12 protein-coding genes are annotated in these 19299 nt (G+C 58.1%); 4 read left to right on the top strand and 8 right to left on the bottom strand.

Annotated features, from left to right (window positions below):
* Positions 1-127: 127 nt before the first annotated feature.
* The 4 genes from CFA77_RS08630 to CFA77_RS08615 all read right to left on the bottom strand — a co-directional run bounded on the left by CFA77_RS08630 (position 128) and on the right by CFA77_RS08615 (position 6728).
* Complete coding sequence (locus CFA77_RS08630) at positions 128-1105, bottom strand: nitronate monooxygenase family protein (RefSeq protein WP_206993107.1); 978 nt, start codon at positions 1103-1105, stop codon at positions 128-130.
* Positions 1106-1125: 20 nt separating this feature from the next.
* Entirely contained in the window at positions 1126-2724 is a 1599-nt protein-coding gene (locus CFA77_RS08625) for a fatty acid--CoA ligase (protein WP_206993106.1), read from the bottom strand.
* A gap of 151 nt (positions 2725-2875) precedes the next feature.
* On the bottom strand, positions 2876-5410 hold the full coding sequence (locus CFA77_RS08620) for a TonB-dependent receptor (RefSeq protein WP_242517542.1): 2535 nt from the start codon (positions 5408-5410) through the stop codon (positions 2876-2878).
* A 136-nt stretch (positions 5411-5546) separates the two neighbouring features.
* Positions 5547-6728 (bottom strand): acyl-CoA dehydrogenase family protein, encoded by a 1182-nt coding sequence (locus CFA77_RS08615; RefSeq protein WP_206993104.1) that lies wholly within the window; start codon positions 6726-6728, stop codon positions 5547-5549.
* Positions 6729-6802: 74 nt separating this feature from the next.
* Here CFA77_RS08615 and CFA77_RS08610 point away from each other — a divergent pair, with 74 nt between their 5' ends.
* From CFA77_RS08610 to CFA77_RS08600, 3 genes are all read left to right on the top strand, one after another.
* The gene (locus CFA77_RS08610) at positions 6803-7567 is read left to right on the top strand and encodes a helix-turn-helix transcriptional regulator (RefSeq protein WP_206993103.1); all 765 of its coding nucleotides are present in this window, start codon (positions 6803-6805) and stop codon (positions 7565-7567) included.
* A 181-nt stretch (positions 7568-7748) separates the two neighbouring features.
* On the top strand, positions 7749-9092 hold the full coding sequence (locus CFA77_RS08605) for an MFS transporter (RefSeq protein ID WP_206993102.1): 1344 nt from the start codon (positions 7749-7751) through the stop codon (positions 9090-9092).
* Complete coding sequence (locus CFA77_RS08600) at positions 9092-10645, top strand: VCBS repeat-containing protein (RefSeq protein ID WP_206993101.1); 1554 nt, start codon at positions 9092-9094, stop codon at positions 10643-10645. Before CFA77_RS08605 ends, CFA77_RS08600 begins: the two co-directional genes overlap by 1 nt.
* A 12-nt stretch (positions 10646-10657) precedes the next feature.
* Here CFA77_RS08600 and CFA77_RS08595 read toward each other — a convergent pair whose 3' ends face one another.
* From CFA77_RS08595 to CFA77_RS08580, 4 genes are read right to left on the bottom strand one after another with little or no spacing between them, the layout of a single operon-like run.
* A complete protein-coding gene (locus tag CFA77_RS08595) occupies positions 10658-12325 on the bottom strand; it encodes a carboxylesterase/lipase family protein (RefSeq protein ID WP_206993100.1) in 1668 nt (555 codons plus the stop codon).
* An 18-nt stretch (positions 12326-12343) separates the two neighbouring features.
* Positions 12344-13930, bottom strand: a complete 1587-nt coding sequence (locus tag CFA77_RS08590) for an AMP-binding protein (RefSeq protein ID WP_367173565.1) — start codon at positions 13928-13930, stop codon at positions 12344-12346.
* Entirely contained in the window at positions 13927-15645 is a 1719-nt protein-coding gene (locus CFA77_RS08585; protein WP_206993098.1) for a carboxylesterase/lipase family protein, read from the bottom strand. Before CFA77_RS08585 ends, CFA77_RS08590 begins: the two co-directional genes overlap by 4 nt.
* A gap of 14 nt (positions 15646-15659) precedes the next feature.
* A complete protein-coding gene (locus CFA77_RS08580) occupies positions 15660-17933 on the bottom strand; it encodes a TonB-dependent receptor (RefSeq protein WP_206993097.1) in 2274 nt (757 codons plus the stop codon).
* Between the two features lie 334 nt (positions 17934-18267).
* On the opposite strand from CFA77_RS08580, the gene CFA77_RS08575 reads away from it, so the two are divergent.
* Positions 18268-18936 carry a TetR/AcrR family transcriptional regulator gene (locus tag CFA77_RS08575; RefSeq protein ID WP_206993096.1) on the top strand — a complete coding sequence of 223 codons (669 nt, stop codon included), beginning with the start codon at positions 18268-18270 and terminating at the stop codon, positions 18934-18936.
* The last annotated feature ends 363 nt before the right edge of the window (positions 18937-19299 follow it).

Raw genomic sequence — 19299 nt, 5'->3', positions numbered from 1 at the left:
ATCAAACCAGGGAGGCTTTCAACCGGTGACGAGTAAACTGGATCTTTCGCTCCACACCTCGCTTATGACGAGCGTGATCCAACAATATAGCCTCAGAGCCCAAGGGGCCCCCACACAGTCGTGCTAATCAGACTGTCATCCTGTCCAGGCGTCCATGAATGATCGCCTCTGCGTCAGAAATGATACCGTCGATAAGTTCCTTCACGGTTGGAATATCGTTGATCAGCCCCTGCACCATGCCGGCCGACCAGATTCCCCCATCCGTGTCTCCATCCGCCATGGCCTTTCGCCCGCGAACTCCCGCAACCAGGTGCTGGACGTCTTCGAACTTTGCGCCGCCCTTGCGCTCGATTTCCACGACCTCATCGCTCACGGCATTTTTCATGACCCGGGCCGTATTGTGTAGCGTCCGGAAGATCAGATTGGTCATGCGCTCATCATTCTCAACCATTTGTCGCTTGAACGCCTCGTCAATCGGAGCCTCCTGCGTGACACAAAACCGGGTGCCCATATTGACGCCATCGGCGCCGAGCGCCAAGGCTGCGACGAGCCCCGCGCCATCTGCAAATCCACCAGACGCCAGCATTGGGACACTGACCTTGCGTGCCGCCGCCGGGATCAGAATCAAGCCGGGAATGTCATCCTCCCCTGGATGACCCGCACACTCAAACCCATCAATCGAGATCGCATCGGCGCCCATCCGCTCGGCTGACAGCGCATGACGCACGGCCGTGCATTTGTGGATCACCTTGATGCCATGCTGTTTGAAATGGTCGATATGTTCCTGCGGCTTGTAGCCCGCTGTCTCGACGATCTTGATCCCTCCCTCGATGATCGCCTGCCTGTATTCGGCATAAGGGGGTGGCTTGATTGCGGGCAGGATGGTGAGGTTCACACCGAAAGGCTTGTCCGTCATCTCCTTCGTGCGCGCGATCTCTTTGGCAAGGTCTTCCGGGGTGGGTTGGGTCAGCGCCGTCAGGAACCCAAGTCCTCCAGCATTTGCGACGGGTGCCACCATTTCTGCGTATCCGACCCATTGCATGCCACCTTGGACGATAGGGTGCTCGATGCCGAATTCTTTCGTAAAGCGGGTTTGAATGGCCATGGTTTTCTCCCAAAGTGTTTTTAGTTCACGGCCCTGTCTTTACCGCCCCAAAAGGGTTCGCGCAGTTGCCGTTTCAATATCTTCCCTGACGCATTGCGGGGAAGACCCTCGACAAAGTCAACGCTTTTAGGAGCCTTGAACGCCGCGATTCTCGTACGCGCGAATGCGAGGATTGATTCCGGATCTGACGCCGCGCCGGGCTTCAGCGCCACAACCGCCTTCACCGCCTCTCCCCATTTTTCATCTGGCACGCCGATAACTGCCACTTCGGCAACGTCCGGATGGCCGTAAACAGCATTCTCGACTTCAGCTGGATAGATATTCTCCCCGCCTGAAATGATCATGTCCTTCACGCGATCGTGGATGTAGAGATAGCCGTCCTCATCAAGGTAGCCTGCGTCTCCTGTATGAAGCCATCCGTCCGATGTGATCGTTTTTTGCGTCGCCTCATCCAGATTCCAGTAGCCTTTCATATTCGCACGAGACCGAGTCACAACCTCGCCTACCTGATGAGGCGCAAGCACATTCCCCTCATTGTCTTCAATACGGATTTCCACCCCCGGCATCGGGATACCTGCCGCCCGCATCCGCTGGTTTCCGTTCGGGTCATGATCCTCAGGCGGCAAGTAGATGATCGTTCCGCACGTCTCTGTCATGCCGTACTGCTGGCAAAAGCCGCAGCCGAAGACTTCCATGCACTCGCGCAGCAGGTCGAGAGGGATGGGCGAGGCACCATACAAAATGTATTTCAGGCGGGAGTAGTCTACGCTCCTGGCATTTGGCTGCCTCACAACGATCTGCAACGCGGCAGGTACCATGAACATTTTTGAGATGCCGTCCTGCTCAATATAATCGAGCACACGGAACGGGTCGAACTCTCGGGCGATGATGCCCTTCGCTCCATTGAACAAGCCCACAATCCCCCAGCCGGTTCCGCCAATATGGCCTACGGGCATAGCTACGAGGCTGACATCGTCTGGCCCCCACTCATTCCAGGGCAGGTGTGCCTCCACAGATTCCCGGCGACCGCCGAGGAGATTGTCATGGCTGAGCATGGCGCCCTTTGGCCTGCCTGTGGTCCCCGATGTATACAATTGGAGTGCAACGTCGTCCGATGCTATCGGGACACTTGGATCTGTGTCACTTTCGCTGTCCCTCCAAATGACAAAGCCCTCGGGCCCGGCGTCTTCCATGAATATGATTTTTGGGGGATGCCTCAATTCGGCGAGCGCTTCTCTGGCCTGATCAGCAACTTCAGGACCAACAAAGACGAGTGATCCTTCACCGTCTCCGATAATATAGGCCATCTCCGTCGGCGCGAGCCGCCACCCAATCGGCAACGTCACACCGCCCATCTTGGCGGCCCCGAACAGAAGTTCGAAATAGTGGTCGCTGTTCTTGCCAATGTAAGCAATGCGCTCACCCCGCTTCACGCCGGATGCTATCAAGGCATTTGCAACTTTGTTCGTAAGACGATCAAAAGCACGAAAGGTGGTATCCCGCCCCTCAAAGCTCAGCGCAATGGCATCCGGCCTTTCACGCGCATGGAAGCGCGCGATGTCACCCAGAGTTGGCATCTGGTCAAAATCCGCGCTCGTAAGGGCGCCCTCGTTACTCATTTGAATTCTCCCGATAGTCGCGATTGTTTAATTTGGTTTTCCCGACCCCAAGGGTTTCTCAGGGTGCCTCTCAGCGGCACTCCTGAATTCACTTAAAAAAGGAAGGTTGCGCCTCCACAGATATGGAGGCGCAGCCAGTTTTCAGAGGAAATCAGAAGCGATAGCTGAGCGATGCACCAAACGTGCGCGGACGCCCGGCAAACCGGAGAACAACGTTGGCGTTGGATGCGATCTGCTGCCAGTAATACTCGTCGGTCAGGTTCTTGCCCCAGACGGAAACTTCCCAATTGTCGTTAAGTGAGTAGATCCCGACGCTGCCATTGAGCACACCGTAGGAATCTATGTCATACTGAGGGTCATCTGGATCACCCGCGGTAGACTCGCTTTGCCAACGTCCGCTCAACGCACTTCTGAAACCCAGTGTGTCCGAAACGGGTCGGTCATACATCAATGTCAGGCTGGCGGTCGTTTCCGGGCTGTACATGAACGGATCACCTTGACGATTGGTCGGCAGGCCGAATGCATCAGACGTCTCAAATGATCCGAATTCCGTTTGCAGCAGCGTCAGGCCGCCAATGGCAGTCAGGTGTTCTGCCACCAACCATGTCAGCTCCGCATCCAGACCGTAAGCCTCTCCTTCCGGGGCGTTCTGAAGGCGTGACAGGGCACGATAAATTGGGTCCGGGAAGAAGGACGAGACCTGTTTGTCAGTATAGTCGTAGTAGAACAGCGACGCATTCGCTTGCATGCGCTGGTCGAACAGCCCAGCTTTGACACCAACTTCATATGCCAGCAGGCTTTCCTGCGTTGCCGGGGCATTCTGTTCCGACTTGGAGGCTGCGTTAACCGGAGTTGAGGCGGACTTGTAGCCCTTGGAAACCGATGCGAAGAAAAGCGTGTTCTCCAATGAAGCTGGCGTCCAATTGCCAACCACTCGCCACGAAACATTGTCTTCCTTAACGTCCGATGTCACCGCAGTGAACGAGTTGGTCTCAAGGTCGTAGGTATTGCATCCGTTTTCGAGCAATGGCGCTGGTGGCGTAGCCAGGCCGTAAATCGCTGTGAAGAAAACGCGGTTGAATACATTGACGTTTGGCTGCATCGAACCATTCACGTCTCCCGAACAACCAACATATTCCTGCTTGTCATCCGTATAACGAAGACCGGTCGTCAAGGAAAATTCCGGGGTCAATTCCCAATCAGCATTTGCGAAGATACTGGTAGTCGTCGATTCAAATTCGCCGGTATCGTAATAGGTCTGGAAGGAAGAGAGCAATTCGGCAGCCGAATAGGGCTGACCTGTTTCAGGGTCGACGTTTACCAAGGAGACGAGACCAGCCATTTGCGGCGGGAAACCAAGAGCGGTCGGGTCAACCGTCAGCAGGTAGGCCGCCGTACTTACAAAGTTGGAATTGGCGTTGTCCCGCAGCATTGTGCGGTTGCCGTCTGTGGTCTCGTCCTTGCCATAATAGGCCCCCACCAACCAGTCGACCTTGTCGGTTGAACCTTCAAGGCGAAGCTCCTGGCTGAAAGATTTGATCTCGCCTTCGATGTCCTGAAGCAGGATCTGAAACGGCACGCCAGACCAATCGAGCACGGCTTCTCGATCCAGCTTATTATAGCCCGTCAGCGACACCAACCGCATCTCATTGTCGAACTCATAGCTTACGCCAAGCTTGATGGCATCGAAGCTCGAATTCTCTTCATGCGGACCTTCAATGCCCTCGCCTGCACCGATATCGGCTGACCGCAGGTATGAAGGTGCCCAGTCGGCCTGTTCAGCATTGGTGGGAAAGTTGCTGTTGATAAAGTCAACAAGGCCCGGTTGGTTGAAGCCTGATGCCGTCGACGGGCCGTTGGTTCCCGGCACGATGAATGTCGGGTCGGTATTGGGCGTCAGGCCAATTGCCTGCCCAGCGATCGTGTCGGATTTGTTGATCCAGCCATTGTAGGACAGATCAATTTCGAGCTTGTCTGTTGGCTGAATCGCGAGCGCCGCACGGAAGCCGAGCTTATCGACCGTTCCCCGGTCTTCTCCGCGGGAAATTGACTCCTGCCAACCTTCGTCGCTGTTCTCACTGCGGATCGCGAAACGCGCCTGAACGTTTTCCGCAAGCGGCACATTCACCATGCCTTCGAGATTCCAGGTGTCGTAGTTGCCGATGTCGGCGGAGACACTTGCCTGAAACTCATCGACCGGCTTGTTCGTCACGACGTTGATCAGACCCGCCGTCGTATTGCGGCCAAACAAAGTTCCCTGCGGCCCCTTCAAAACCTCGATACGCTCGATATCGAACATCGGCCCCGAATTCATGAAGGGATAGGGATAGGCAACTTCATCTACATAGGTGCCGACGGTCGAAGTTGCAGAGACGTTGATGGTATTGAAGCCGATACCGCGGAGGGTGTAGGTCGGCACGCCCTGATAGCTTTGCGAGACTGAGAAGCTTGGCACGAGCGCTTGCAGGTCATCGACCTCATTGACCCTGAGCGTATCGAGTTGGTCCCCGCCAAATGCCTGGATCGACATCGGGACATCATTGGCGGATTCTTCCCGCCTCTGGGCCGTGACCGTGATGGACTCCAGCTTCATGGAGCTTTGCGAATCTTCGCTGCTCTCGGCGGAGGGGGTGTCTGCCTCTTGTGCGATGGCGGGCGAGCTTGCCCAGAGTGCTATGAGTGACACTCCCAAGCATAGCGATTTCAAGTACTTAGACCGGTTTTCCAAATTTTCCTCCCTATGCTCCTATGTTTGGAGCTGTAGGGAGAGGTTCCTCGGAAACGGTCACTCCCGGCAAGCTATCAAGGTTGATAGGGCCGTCTCACAATCCAAGCACCGCCTTGGCCATGATGTTGCGCTGGACCTCATTCGATCCGCCATAAATCGAACCGGCTCGATTGTTGAGGTATTTCGCCATGGCGACGCTGAGCGCATCTGGTCCGACCGGGTCCAGATTTGATTCCGGATGCCAGGTCGCCGGTTCATGAACAGCCGCATATGGGCCTGCAGCCTCGATCGCGATCTCGTCGATCTTCTGCATCATCTCCGTTCTTTGTACCTTGAGCATCGAAGCGGCAGGGCCCGGCGGCCGGCCCGCGCTGAGCGACGCCACGATGCGCTGTTCGGTCACTCGGATGGCGTCGAGTAGAATGGCGGTTGTCTCGAGCCGGGTACGTAATCCCGGCTCTTCGAGACCGCTTTCCAAAACATGGGCGCGAAGTCGATTCAGCGCCGCCTCGAGACCGGCCGACGACCCGCCGCTGCGCTCGAATTCCAGCAGGTACTTCGCGACGGTCCAGCCGTCATTTTCCTCGCCAAGCCTGCCCGACACCGGAACGCGGACATCATCGAAGAACACCTGGTTCAATTCATGTTCGCCCGCCAATGTGATGATCGGATCGACGGTGATACCGGGTGCCGACATCTCGAGAAGGAGGAAGGTGATGCCTTGCTGGGGCTTGCCTGTGTGGTCGGTTCGCACGAGACAGAACATGCGGTTTGCATGGTGGGCATGCGTCGTCCAGATCTTCGATCCACTGAGGATGTAATGGTCGTCATCTCGTTCCGCCTTGAGAGAAAGAGACGCCAGATCGGACCCTGATTGCGGTTCAGAATACCCTTGGCACCAATAGTCGTCCCCCGACAACAGACGCGGCAGGAAGAATGCCTTTTGTTCAGGCGTCCCGTATCCGATGATGCAGGGTCCCACCATGTTAAGACCCATGGGTGCCAACGGAGGTGCCCCGGCGATGGCGCATTCCGATGCAAATATGTAGCGCTGCATTTCCGTCCAGCCGGGCCCACCATACGCTTCAGGCCAACTCGGCGCCGCCCAACCTTTCGCGTGCAATTTCTTTTGCCAGGCGAGTGTGTATTCAGGCTCCACGAAAACACTAGTGGCCTTTTTGCCAGCAGCGGCCAGTTCTGGCGTGAGATTGTCGCGAAGGAAGGCTCGCACTTCCTCGCGGAACGCGATATCTTTATCAGATAGGCCCAGATTCATCGAATATCTCCCATGGTCGCCATGAACACTAGCGACTTCGACCGTCACGGCTCAAGCTACCAGAACCAATAGGTATGAAACCCTCTATCCCATCGGTAACCGGTCCGAAAACCTCAGAGCATGACGTGCACGCTTTGGCGATGGAAGTTGTCAAGCTTGGCAACCGCGCATGTCTTCCCTACATCGCCGCATCAGCGGATGTCAGCGACCCAAACCCCATGCTTGACAAGGATGGCTCGCCTTATGCGGAGAGCCTGTTCAAATGGTTCGATCCGGATTTCCACTATTGGGATGATCGCACTTTCGCCCTCCGCTCAGGATTTGTCCAAGCGGCGCGAATCTGTGCCGAACCCTTCTATTTTGACGGCAAGGCATTGAAGAGCTGGCGAACGAACCGAGCGCTGGACGTCTTCAACGAGAATGCTGAATATGATGCGTACGGGGTTGCCAGTGCAATTATTTGCCCATGTTACATGCCTTATGGCGTGCTGGGCGCGATCGTCTGGGCTGGCGACAAAGCGGTTGCGGACATTGCGAAAACATTCATAGCGCACGCTTCAAGCATGCATCAACTAACGCTCAAATTTCTCTCCGCCTACCGGGAAAATGACTCACATATTGCCCTCCCAGAACTGGTCGATCTGACACGCAGAGAGATCCAGTGCCTGAAATGGGCTGCCATTGGCAAAACGGACAGCGAGATCGCAACGATTATGGGAATTTCTGTGCCTACGATTCGCTTTCATCTAACAAATGCAGGGCAAAAGCTGTCGGTTTCCGGTCGCGCTCAAGCCGTCCGTGTAGCAACCAGCTTGGGCTATATCGGACGGAGCGCCTAGTTCCGAAGCGCAAGCCCGCGCGATCAAAGCCGCTACTAAACCCAAGGATTGCTGGCTCAAATGGATAGGGATATTGACTTCACTCTCGTTTGAGTGAGTATCTTTCCCAGATACAAGTTTGTTCCGGAGATCCCTCTAGAACGAAGCAAATGACGGGACGTTGAAGCCCGCGGGAGGACATATGACTATCCATGCGCCACGTGCGGAAACTGCCCACGAAAAATCACCAGACGACGACGCTGACACGACCAATACCCCTTATACTCAGCCATTCTATCGCTATTATGTGCTGGCGGTCCTGACTGTCGTTTATGTCTTCAACTTTGTTGATCGCCAGCTACTCGTCATCCTGCAGGAGCCGATCAAGGCGGAACTGAACCTTTCGGACACACAGCTCGGCCTGCTGACAGGCTTTGCCTTCGCGCTATTCTACGTCATCTGCGGTATTCCAATCGCCCGCTGGGCTGACAAGGGAAACCGGCGAACCATCATCGCCCTCGCGCTGACGATCTGGAGCGTGATGACCGCCATGTGCGGGCTTGCGGCAAACTACACCCATCTTCTGCTCGCGCGTGTCGGTGTCGGTGTCGGCGAGGCGGGTGGCAGCCCGCCGGCGCACTCTATGATTTCGGATATCTTCAAGCCAAAGAATCGGGCGCTTGCCCTGTCGGTCTATTCCATCGGTATCTATATCGGCATCCTGATTGGCTTTGCAGCAGGCGGTTTCCTGGCCGACGCGTTCAGTTGGCGCCTTGCCTTCTTCGTGGTCGGTATTCCGGGGGTCGCACTCGCCCTGCTCGTTCTCCTGACCGTTCGTGAACCGATCCGCGGCTGGTCCGAAGGCGACACGAAAGCGGTCGAGCCTGCCCCACCGATTGGGGATGTGGCCCGACTACTCTGGTCGCGCATTTCTTTCCGACACATTGCGCTGGCCGCCAGTATGCAAGCCTTCATCATCTACGGCATCGGCAACTGGCTGCCCTCCTACTTCCTGCGAACCTACGAGCTCGACATCGGCACGATCGGCGCCTGGATGGCACTCACCACCGGATTTGGCGGCGGGCTTGGCTCCTTCTGCGGCGGCTGGATGGCTGACAAGTTCGGGGCAAAGGATGTGCGCTGGTATCTCTGGGTGCCCGCCATCCTGACTTCACTTCTTGTTCCGGTGCAACTCGCAATATTGCTCTCCGGCGAGGTCTATTTCGCCTTGATCATGACAGCGCCCTTCCACTTCCTTTCCGCCGCCTATCTCGGCGCGGTGCTGGCCGTCTCGCACAATCTCGTCAACGGACGGATGCGAGCAATGACATCGGCGGTGCTATTCTTCGTGCTGAACCTGATCGGGCTCGGTCTTGGCCCTGTCATCGTCGGCTTCCTCAGCGATGTTTTCACCCGGAATGGCATGGTGGCGCCGCTTGGCACGGCCATGCTGATCTGTGGTACGGTCGCGGCGATATGGTCGGTCACCCACTACATTCTGGCGGCGAACAAGGTCCGCGAAGATATCGCCAGGCGGCAAGTCTGATGCGGATCGCGAGCGCCTCCACGCTAGTGTTGGCGCTCGCCGCCTGCGCGCAGATGCCAGCTTCAGTGATGAGCGTCGCCGACACGCCGACACGGGCGAAAACGCCGAACGGGCAGTTCATCTCCTGGATCGAGCATCGGGTCGATGATGAAGGCATGAATGGCGGCATCCCGATCCGCGGCGGCGACGGGTTCCAAATGGCTGACATGGACGGCGACGGTCGGACCGACATCGTTTCGGTCCATGAGGATTCCAACCATCTGCGTATCGCCTTCGCGACAGATGGTCCGGATGTCTGGGTCAATGTAACGATTGGCGAGGGCGCGGAGGTCGCGGCAATCGAAGACGTGGCCGTGGGCGATCTAAATGGGGATGGCTGGCCGGATCTCGTCGCAGCCTGCGAAGAGGCCCATCTCATCTATTTCCAAAACCCGGGCGAGGCCGCGCGGTCTGAGTCCTGGCAGAACCTCATTCCGCCGGTCACACAGGATCGTGGCTCCTGGCTGCGTGCCTTCATCGCCGATGTCGATGGCGATGGGAAGATGGATGTGCTCGGTGCAAACAAGGGCGCGTCAGACATTATTGATCCATCGCTTCCCTCTGCATCACGACCGACTTCGCTTTTCCTGATTGAGGGCGACCCGCTTGAGCCTTCAAGCTGGCGAGAGCAGGTTCTCTCGCGCGAAGTCGTGCCTAACACGGCCATGCCAGTCGATGTGGACGGCGATGGCGACATGGATGTGCTTGCTGCCGCCCGCCTGCGCCAGACAATGACAATGCTGGAGAATACGGGTCCGCGCGAGGGAGGCGGCATAGAAGTATTGCCGCACACGATCGAAATTATACCCGGCCTCACAGCGCCCGAAGGTTGGCAACGCACGTCCAGCGCCTTTCAGAGCGACTTTGAGGACATTGATGGCGACGGCAGGCTCGACCTCGCTGTTGCGGTTTATGAGACACCGTTCCCCGTGAATGGCTCGCCGCTCATGGCCTCGCTTGGCTGGCTAAAACAACCCGAAAGCCTCGACGAGCCATGGGTTCACTATCGCATCGGCGACATCTTGCCGGACGTCATCATCGGGATCGAACTTGCAGACATTGATGGCGATGGTGACCTCGACGCAATCACAGGCGGCTATTCAGGGCTCAATATCCTGGAAGGCGGCTATTCCGGCGCGTCGCGCGACTATGACGAGCCCAAAGTGACAGCGTCTTCTTCGGTAGGCCGGATCGTGTGGTTCGAAAATACCGGAGATCCGACGACGGAGTGGACACGCCATGACATTTCGCGGCGCGTACGTGGAATGTATGACGCGTTCACTGCGACCGACATGGACGATGATGGCGATCTCGATCTCGTCACAACCCGCGGAAACAGCGGCAAATATGACGGAGTCATCTGGCTCGAACAGGTGCGCTCGGCAGACCCCCGCCCGGCCTTCACGCCGGCGCGCGAGCGCGAGAGCCGCGCCCTGCCCCTGCCGCCGCAAAACTGGTCCGACAATTACGAGACAGAGATGACCCTGATTGCGCCGAACAAGGCCGGCCATTGAGGCTGTCCGCGCCTACTCGATCAGCTCTGCATTCAGCCCGACGCGCATGAACCAGCCTTCGCCGGCCGCACGCCGCTTCTGGTAAAGCGCCTCATGGAATTCGAACATGCCGGAATAGGCGTCATGGCGCAGCTCCGGCTTATCCCCGATATGGAGATAGGCCTCGTCGTCACTATAGGGCGCCCAGTCAGGCCCATTGGCGCTTTCAGGCCGGCCTGTCGAAGCAAAAGAAGCCCAGTAGTCGACCAGAACTGAGGCCAGCGCTTCAGCCTCGTCCACCTCCGGCTGCGGCCATCGCGGCGGATAGGATTCCGGGTTGCCGACCGTGCCGAACACGAAGGGCACTTCGCTCGCATGGAAGGCGCAGAGGTCGCGCGCTTCCATAGCCGGATAGCAATGATCGAAGACGTAGAGATAGGCGGGTTTGCCCGCTTGCGCCGCGCTGCGTACGATACGTTCGGTTGACCAGCCGAAAACATTGTCGCGGTTCACAGCCAGTATGGATTCTTCCATGTCATCGGCCGGGTAGAGCGCGAGAAAGGCCTCCGCCTCGTTGCCATAGCGCGCACGTATCTCGTCTTCGTAGGCCTCGGGCGTCTTCGGCTTCCTGGGCAGGAGCATTCGATAGGTGCGCGCTTCGCCGCTATTGAATCCTGCGAGCACGGGCACTTTCGCGAATTCGCCATCGTCAAATGCCTCATTTAGCTGGCGCGGTACGTACGTGCCATCAATCGTCCCGGCGGGGGCATAGCCTGCCATTGTGCTCCGATTGGTGAGTTCCTGCGGGTCGGCGGCGCGCGCGGCGTCCAGCGTTTTCAGTTCGAGTGTCTTGAACAGGTTTACGCCCTCCATCTCTGCAGCCGGCAGGTCGTAGCTTGCTTCACCGAGCTCTGCGAAATTGCGGGTATTGGTCGACTGGATGATCGCCTTGTCGAACAGGCCCTCGGCAATCGGGCTTGTGAGCAGATAGGTCACGCTGAGCGCGCCCGCGGATTCGCCCATCACGGTGACGTTGGACGGGTCACCGCCAAACTGGTCGATATTGTCCTGAACCCATTCGAGCGCGGCAATCTGGTCCATCAGGCCATAATTACCCGACAGTCCCCCCGGGCTCTCCTCAATTAGCTCGGGATGTGCGAGCCAGCCGAGCACGCCGAGACGGTAGTTGATTGAAACGAAGACCACATTCCGCTCGGCATAAGCCGTGCCATCATAGACAGGCTGCGCGGCACCGCCGATACGAAGCGATCCGCCGTGGATCCAGACGATGACCGGCGCATCTTCTGCGTGTTCAGGTGCCCAGACATTAAGGGAAAGGCAGTCCTCCGACGCGCTTTCTGGCGGATCATAATAGACGCTGACAGGCGGCACCGGCGGCTGGATACAGCTCGGCCCGAAGTCGCTGGCGTCGCGAACCCCCTCCCACGCAGCAGGCGCAATCGGCGGCGCCCAGCGCAATTCACCAACCGGGGCGGCGGCATACTGAATTCCGCGGAAAACATTGATGCCGTCCTGGTTCACACCTTCGATTTCGCCCTGCGCGACGCTGACAACAGGGCCCGGCAGGACGATTTTCTCTGCGAGTGCCGTCTGGGAGGACTTAGCCTCTTTGGCCGAGCATCCGGAGAGCGTGAGCGCGGCGAGGCCAACGGCGATGAGGGTCGGTTTCAAGCGTGTCAATTGTAAGCTCCTCCCGTGTCAGGCTGATCCATAAAGGCTGCGAAGGCGAATCTTGTCGATCTTTCCAGTGCCAGCGAGTGGCATGCTTGGCACACGGATCACCTCATCAGGCAGCCACCAGGAGGGCACACGATCCCTTAGCGCCTCCAGCAAGTTGTTATCTTCAAGGCTCTCGCCATCGCGGAACTGGACAAGCAGTACAGGGCGCTCGCCCCATTTTTCATGCTCGCGCCCGACGACAGCGGCGAAGGCGACTTCCGGCAGGCCGGAGACGAGCGCTTCGATCTCGGTGGGATTGATCCATTCTCCGCCGGACTTGATCAGATCCTTGGCCCGGCCCGTAATGAAAAGCTGGCCGTCTTCACTGATTTCAGCAAGGTCGCCTGTCAGGAACCAGCCATCGCGCGTCGCGGCTTCAGCTTGGCCGAAATAGCGCTCGACTACGGAAGGGCCGCGCACCCAGAGATGGCCTTCGTGCCCGCGCTGCTCATCGAGGGGCGTGCCTTCATGATCGGTGAGCATCAGATCGACGCCAAGCGCCGGACGGCCTGCCGTGTCTGATGAGCGGACATCTCCGGGCGGAGCGGCCGTACCAAGTGGAGAAAGTTCGGTCATGCCCCATGTTGTCTGGACGGCGATGCCCCGTGCCTCAATCCGGCGCATCAGAGCACTACTCATCGGAGCGCCGCCGACCATGATCCGCCTGAGACTCGGCACATCCAACCCGTTTGCATCGAGATGATCGAAGACGTCCAGCCAGAGCGTCGGCACCCCGACAGCAATGGTGACCCCTTCTCGGACGAGAAGATCGGCGAGGGTCGCGCCATCTGCCGGGCGGCCGCAGAAGACCAGCCGCGCGCCTGTCGCTGGTGCTGAATATGGCAGGCCCCAGGCGTTGGCATGAAACATCGGTACGACGGGCATGATGACATCATGCGAGTTGAGCCCGCTGACATCGGCCTGAAGCTGGCGGAGCGTGTGCAGATAGCTGCCGCGATGGGTGTAGGTGACGCCTTTCGGGCGTCCCGTGGTGCCCGAGGTGAAGCAGAGGCCACACGGTGTGGTCTCTGGAAAGTCGCCCCAGATGATACCTTTAGAACTGGCCTTGGATAGCATCGCCTCGAGGTCACGGGCCCCCGGCAGCCCCACATTCGCGCTGCAGTCAGGCCCGACAGGATCGATGATGAGTACATGATCCAGCGTTCCGGCTTCTGCTGCGATCTCGGCGGCGAGCGGCAGCAGATCCCCACTAACGATCAGAATGCGCGCGCCGGACTGCTGAAGCATCCAGGCGATTTGCTCTGCGGTGAGGCGCGGATTGAGCGTATGGCACACTGCGCCCATTCCCATGATGCCGTACCAGCACTCCATGTGGGCCTGGCTGTTCCAAGCGAGCGTCGCCACGCGATGCCCGCGCTGCATGCCGAGTCCTTTCAGCACCCCAGACACCGTACGGGCACGCTCGCGCAGGGCGGCATAGCCGATGCGGGTGAAGCTGCCGTCAAAACGGCGCGTGACCACATCCTTGGTGGGGTGCCACTTCGCTGCATGGTCGATCATTCGATCAAGTGTCAGCGAGAAGTCTTGCATGGCGCCGTCTGTCAATTGCACGCGGGTACCTCCGGCGGCAGCGGCGGGGAAATGATGCCGACATTCCAGTTCCATTGAAGGCTGCCATGGGCGCGCCTGCGGCAGACAATCGCTTCGTGAAGTTCGAAGCGGGCGCGGGCAAGGCCCGGCCAGGCTTTCGGCACCTCGGAGAACACCATGCCGGTCGCGTCCTTGCCATAGGCCGGCCAGTCCGGCGCGCCTTCAGCGGACGGGGCTCCTTCTCGGGCAAAGCTCGCCCAATAGTGCATCATAGCATTCATTAGTTCGCGTTCGGACTGCTTGCGCGGGGCCTGTGGCCACGGCTCGGGAATGTCGAAAAGCGTGCCGAAGACATAAGGAATTTCCATCGCATGAAAGGCGCGAAGGCCAAGCTTGTCGGCGGCCGGATACGTATGATCGAAAAAGTAGAAATAGGAGGGCTGGCTAGCCGCCGTCTGCGAGGCAACGAGCCGCTCCGCAGTCCAGCCATACATGGCGTCACGCGTGGTCGCGAGCATGCTGGCTTCGGGATTGTCAGCCGGATAAGTCTCAAGGAAACGGTCTGCCAACTCGCCATGAGTGGACCGGATCGCCGTCTCATAGGCGTCGCTTCCTGGCACCGACGGCAAAAGGAAACGAAGTGAGCGTATCTCGCCCTCATTGAAGCCGGCGAGCACGGGGACCTGCGCCTGCTCGCCCTTGTCGAACGTCGCAGGCATCTGATCTTTCAGCCAGACATCGTCGATAACGCCGAACGGGACGAAGGCGTTGCGGCCCGCAATCGAGACCAACTCGTCGGCGTCCATCTCACGCAGCTCAGCCAAGGAGGCAGCTTTCGTCTTTTCCTGAAAGGCAACGCCTGCTTCTTCAGCCGACGGATGGCCGCTCACCGTACCTCTCAGAGGAGCCATGGAAACCATATAGGCACTCTCGGCGATTGCCTTGTCGAACAGACCGCGCGCTTCTGGCGAGACCATCAGCAGGACGACACTGAGAGCGCCAGCGGATTCACCTGCAATTGTGACATTGTCCGAGTTCCCGCCAAAGGCAGCGATATTGCGCTTGATCCATTTCAGGGCTGCAGCCTGATCTTTCAGGCCATAATTGCCCGAGATATTCTGCGGCGACTCGGCGCTGAGTTCCGGATGGGCAAGATAGCCGAGCACGCCGAGCCGGTAATTGATTGTGACGACGACGAGCCCCGTTTCACGGGCAAGGTTTGCGCCGTCGTACATTGCCTGACTGCTGGTGCCGGTAACCAGCGAGCCGCCATGGATCCAGACGAAGACAGGAGCATCATCCGCGCCGTCCGGCACCCAGACATTGAGGCTAAGGCAATCCTCGCTCACCTCACCTAGCTTCTCATAGTAGATGCTTCCCGGGCGCGCGCCAGGCTGTGGACAGGCCGGACCGAACTCGATTGCCTGGCGGACGCCTTCCCAGTCCGGGAAGGCCTCCGGCAAGGCCCAGCGCCGCTCGCCGACGGGCGCAAGCGCGAACGGAATACCCCGATAGACAGTCACCCCATCCCCTGCTTCACCCTGCAGCGAACCGACGGGCGCTTCTGTGACGGCGTTGGGTTTCGGGTCGGCGGCGCTCGCCTGCAATCCATCACTCGCTGCACAGCCAGCCTGCCAGAGCAGGGTCCACGCAAGGATAGACGAGGCGAGTACCCTGCCGAACACGGGGGGCGTTCTGCCGCCCTCCAGCATTCCACCAATATTCAGCACAGCCCTGCCCCCAATCAGTATTCAACGCTGACGCGGACACCCACCGTCTGTGGGCGCTGGCGCGCATAGCGAGCGTCGACAAAGGATTCCGGGTGCACGTAGGTGATCGAGTTGTCGTCGAAGAGATTCTCGACATAGCCAGTCAGCTGCCAATTATCCTTCGAAAGACCCGCCTGAAGATTCACGACGGTGTAGGCGTCGGTATAATCGAAGGTCGGGGCCGGCACATTTGGTTGGCCCGGCACATTTGGCAGCAAGGCCGGGAAATCACCGACATATGCGGCTGTACCCGAGAAGAAAGCGTCCATCTCTCCGACATTGTAGTCATAGCGTGCTGTGGCGGCACCCTGGAAGTTCGGCATGGCGAGTTGAAGGCCAAGCTCGGCGCCGGAAATCGCGGCTTCCTCAGGCGTCAGCTCAGTGATTTCGGTGTCGTTTAGAGATCCGTTCACGAACAGGCTGAACCCGTTGCCCGGATAATAGCCGGCTTCGAATTCTAGCCCCTGGCTGACGGCTTCACCAATATTGGTGGCAAACTGCACCTGATCTGAAAGCCGATTGGCCTGTACCTGGATGTCTGACCAGATGATGTAATAGGCCGCGAGATTTGAGGTCAGCTTCCCATTCAGGAAAGTACCCTTCATGCCGACTTCATAGTTGATCAGTTCGTCGGAATTCGCGCCGTCCGGGATGACAAGGTCGTTAGGGTTCACAACACTGACGGCGCCAGCGCGCGCATTTGCAACCGGCGAACGGAAGCCTGTAGCGACCGATGCGTAAGTCGTAAGATTCTCCATCGGCTTCCAGGATGCGCTGGCCTTGTAGGAAACGTTGTCAGCTTTGACCTTGAGGCCTTCAGCAGCCACGACCGGGAAGACGGTCAGCTCGAGATCCGTAAATCCGCCCAAAGCGACGCCCAGATAGTTTGAATTGTATCCCCCCGGCAGGGTGAAGGACTGTACGGAAGTTTCGGTGTAGCGAAGCCCCCCCGTCATCCAGAATTGGTCAGAGAACCGGTATGTCAGCTCACCGAAAGCAGCCGATTCGATCGCATCGAAATAGCCTGCGAAGCTCTGATAATACTCGTTCGGAAGCCCGGTGAGATTACGTGCTTGAAGGAACTCTGTCGAGGAGCGGTAGTCGTAGTCGATATCGCGCCGCTTGTTGAAGTGGAAGCCACCGATGATCCAGTCCCAGTCGCCGCCATCAGCTGAGGCTAGGCGGGCTTCCTGGACGAAATTCTCATCATAGCCGACGGCGTCGAGCGCAAAGGGGATAGCCTGGTTGAACGTACCGGCCAGGTCGACGATGAATTTGCCGTCAATCTTGGAATAGGTCGACGAACTGGTCAGGGTTGCCCAGTCCATCTCGTAATTGCCGGTCAAATTGTAGCTGGTGAAGTTAGACTGAAAGAGGTCAGGCCGCTCGGTGAAGCGGATATAGTCGCCCCGGTCGGGATTGGTGAGGCCGGAATCAGCAGGCTTGTTGTCCTCGTGTATGACGAGCAAGCCGATATCGAAATTATTCGTCGGCTCCCAAAGCAGATGGGCACGACCGCCAATCGATTCGAGCGAATTTGCGCCTTCAATGCCTGTGCCGGTATTGTCCACCCAGCCATCTTCATCGCGGTAGAAACCAACAAGACGCAACGCCAGTTCGTCATCGACCAGCGGCAGATTGACCATGCCATTATAACGTTGGCGAAGCGCATCGCCATCGACAAGGCCGAAATCGACAAGGGCCGACGCTTCAAACTCGTTCGGATTCGGGGCTTTTGTAAGAATCCGGACGGCACCGGACAGAGAGTTCGCGCCAAATAGTGTACCCTGCGGCCCGCGCAACACTTCAACGCGCTCGACGTCATACAGCGTTGGATCAAGGATCGTGGAGTTGCCATTGCTGGAAATCGGCAACTCATTGATGTAAATGGCGGTCGCGGCCTGAAGATTGGCGCCGTAGCCATTGGTTGCGATGCCGCGCGTGGTAATGGTGTTGAAGTTGGCCGTGGGCTGATTGAGCACGATGCCTGGCGTTTCGCGGGCGAGCCCGTCATAGCTGACAATACCCTTTTCGCTGAGCGCTTCTTGCTGCCAGGCGGTCACGGCGAGCGGCACATCCTGCAGACTCTGCTCGCGGCGAGTCGCCGTAACGATCACGCGGTCCTGGCGTGCTTCGCTTTCTGTCGTGGTGTCGCCGGCATCAAGTGCCGGAGCGTCCTGAGCAAAGGCCGGCGCGCTCAGTACAAGAAGCGAAATTGCCGATACGGATGCCATGAAGCGATTAGTCATATTGTCCTCCCGAGGTTCCGCGGGTTTTCCCGCTGTTGGCAGGATAGGAGACCAGAAGAAATCTAAAGTCAACAATATTCACTCTCGTGATAATGAATGTTGAAAGATCCATGTTTCTCGGTGATGACTTGGCGAGGAGCTTTGACTGTTCCGGACAAATGGCTGTACCAAGCACAGCTGCATACAAGGCGGGCACGGCCCCTGAAACGCCTCCAGGCAAGCACCTGTGGCGATGCAAACCGTTGACACCGTGCCCAATTGGCCATTGACCAAAGAGAACCGAAACAGATGGCTCACTGACCGAATGACAAAGACAGCACCCAACCGCCGCCGAATGACGAAGGCTGAGCAGCGCGCCGAAACCATGGAGCAGATTTTGGACGAGGCGGAATACCTTTTCGCCCAGTCGGGCTTTAATGGCGTCACTCTGAAGGACATTGCCAAACGTGTGGGGGTGCACCACACGTTGCTGAACTACTATTTTGACGACAAGAAGAGCGTCTTTGATGCAGTGATCGCGCGCCGGGCGAGTGTGACAAGTTCGCTACGCATGAAAGCGCTTGATGAGTATGACAAGGCGAGCGGTGGAAAACCAACTGTCGAGGGGGCCCTGCGCGCCTTTCTCGACACGGACCTCGACCTTTACAGTCAGGGCGGCGAAGGCTGGAAAAATTACGGTGTCCTCGGTGCGCAGTCTTCAAACACGACCTATGGCGCAGAGCTCTTCGATTTCCACTTTGATCAGGTTGTCCTGCGCCTGATTGGCCTGCTGGAAAAGGCCCTGCCCGACTGTTCGCGCGAAGACCTGTTTTGGGGCTATCACTTCGTCACCGGCGCCTTGATGCTTACGCTCGGCCGCACGGGTCGGATCGATCGTTTGTCTGACGAGCTCTGCAAATCTGACGACTTCGAAGCAGCCAAGGAACGCATGGCTTCCTTCATGGCCGGCGGCTTCCACGAGCTTTGCGGAAAACGGAAGAACGGCAGCGACGCTGCAAGCTAGCGGTACAATCAGGGGTATCTCTTTAGAGCGCTTTGGCCGCGCCCCTCTACGGCGCCCTGCACAACTCCCGAAAGTATCTGGTTATCCAAGGTGAGATCCGAGGTTGCCCAGCGGTGCCACGCATTCTCCTTCTCGACCTCCTTGATCCGATTGGCCTTGGTCAACCTGAAGCTCGCCATACTCATTGAGCCACCGACTGCTAGTCTGCTCCGTTACGCTGATCGAAGACGCCGATGGTGAATGTTAGTCGAAGCATTGCAAAGGCATGGAGGACCTCGTCGCATAAGCCCGAAACCACATTTTCGAGGCGGACAATGATGGCGCGGTACAGGATGTTCAGGCGATCGAGACAGGCCTTGCATA

Source organism: Hyphomonas sp. KY3 (assembly GCF_017309975.1).
Lineage (GTDB): Bacteria > Pseudomonadota > Alphaproteobacteria > Caulobacterales > Hyphomonadaceae > Hyphomonas.
The sequence above is the reverse complement of the archived record's forward strand: the minus strand, read 5'-3'. Positions and strand labels throughout refer to the sequence as shown.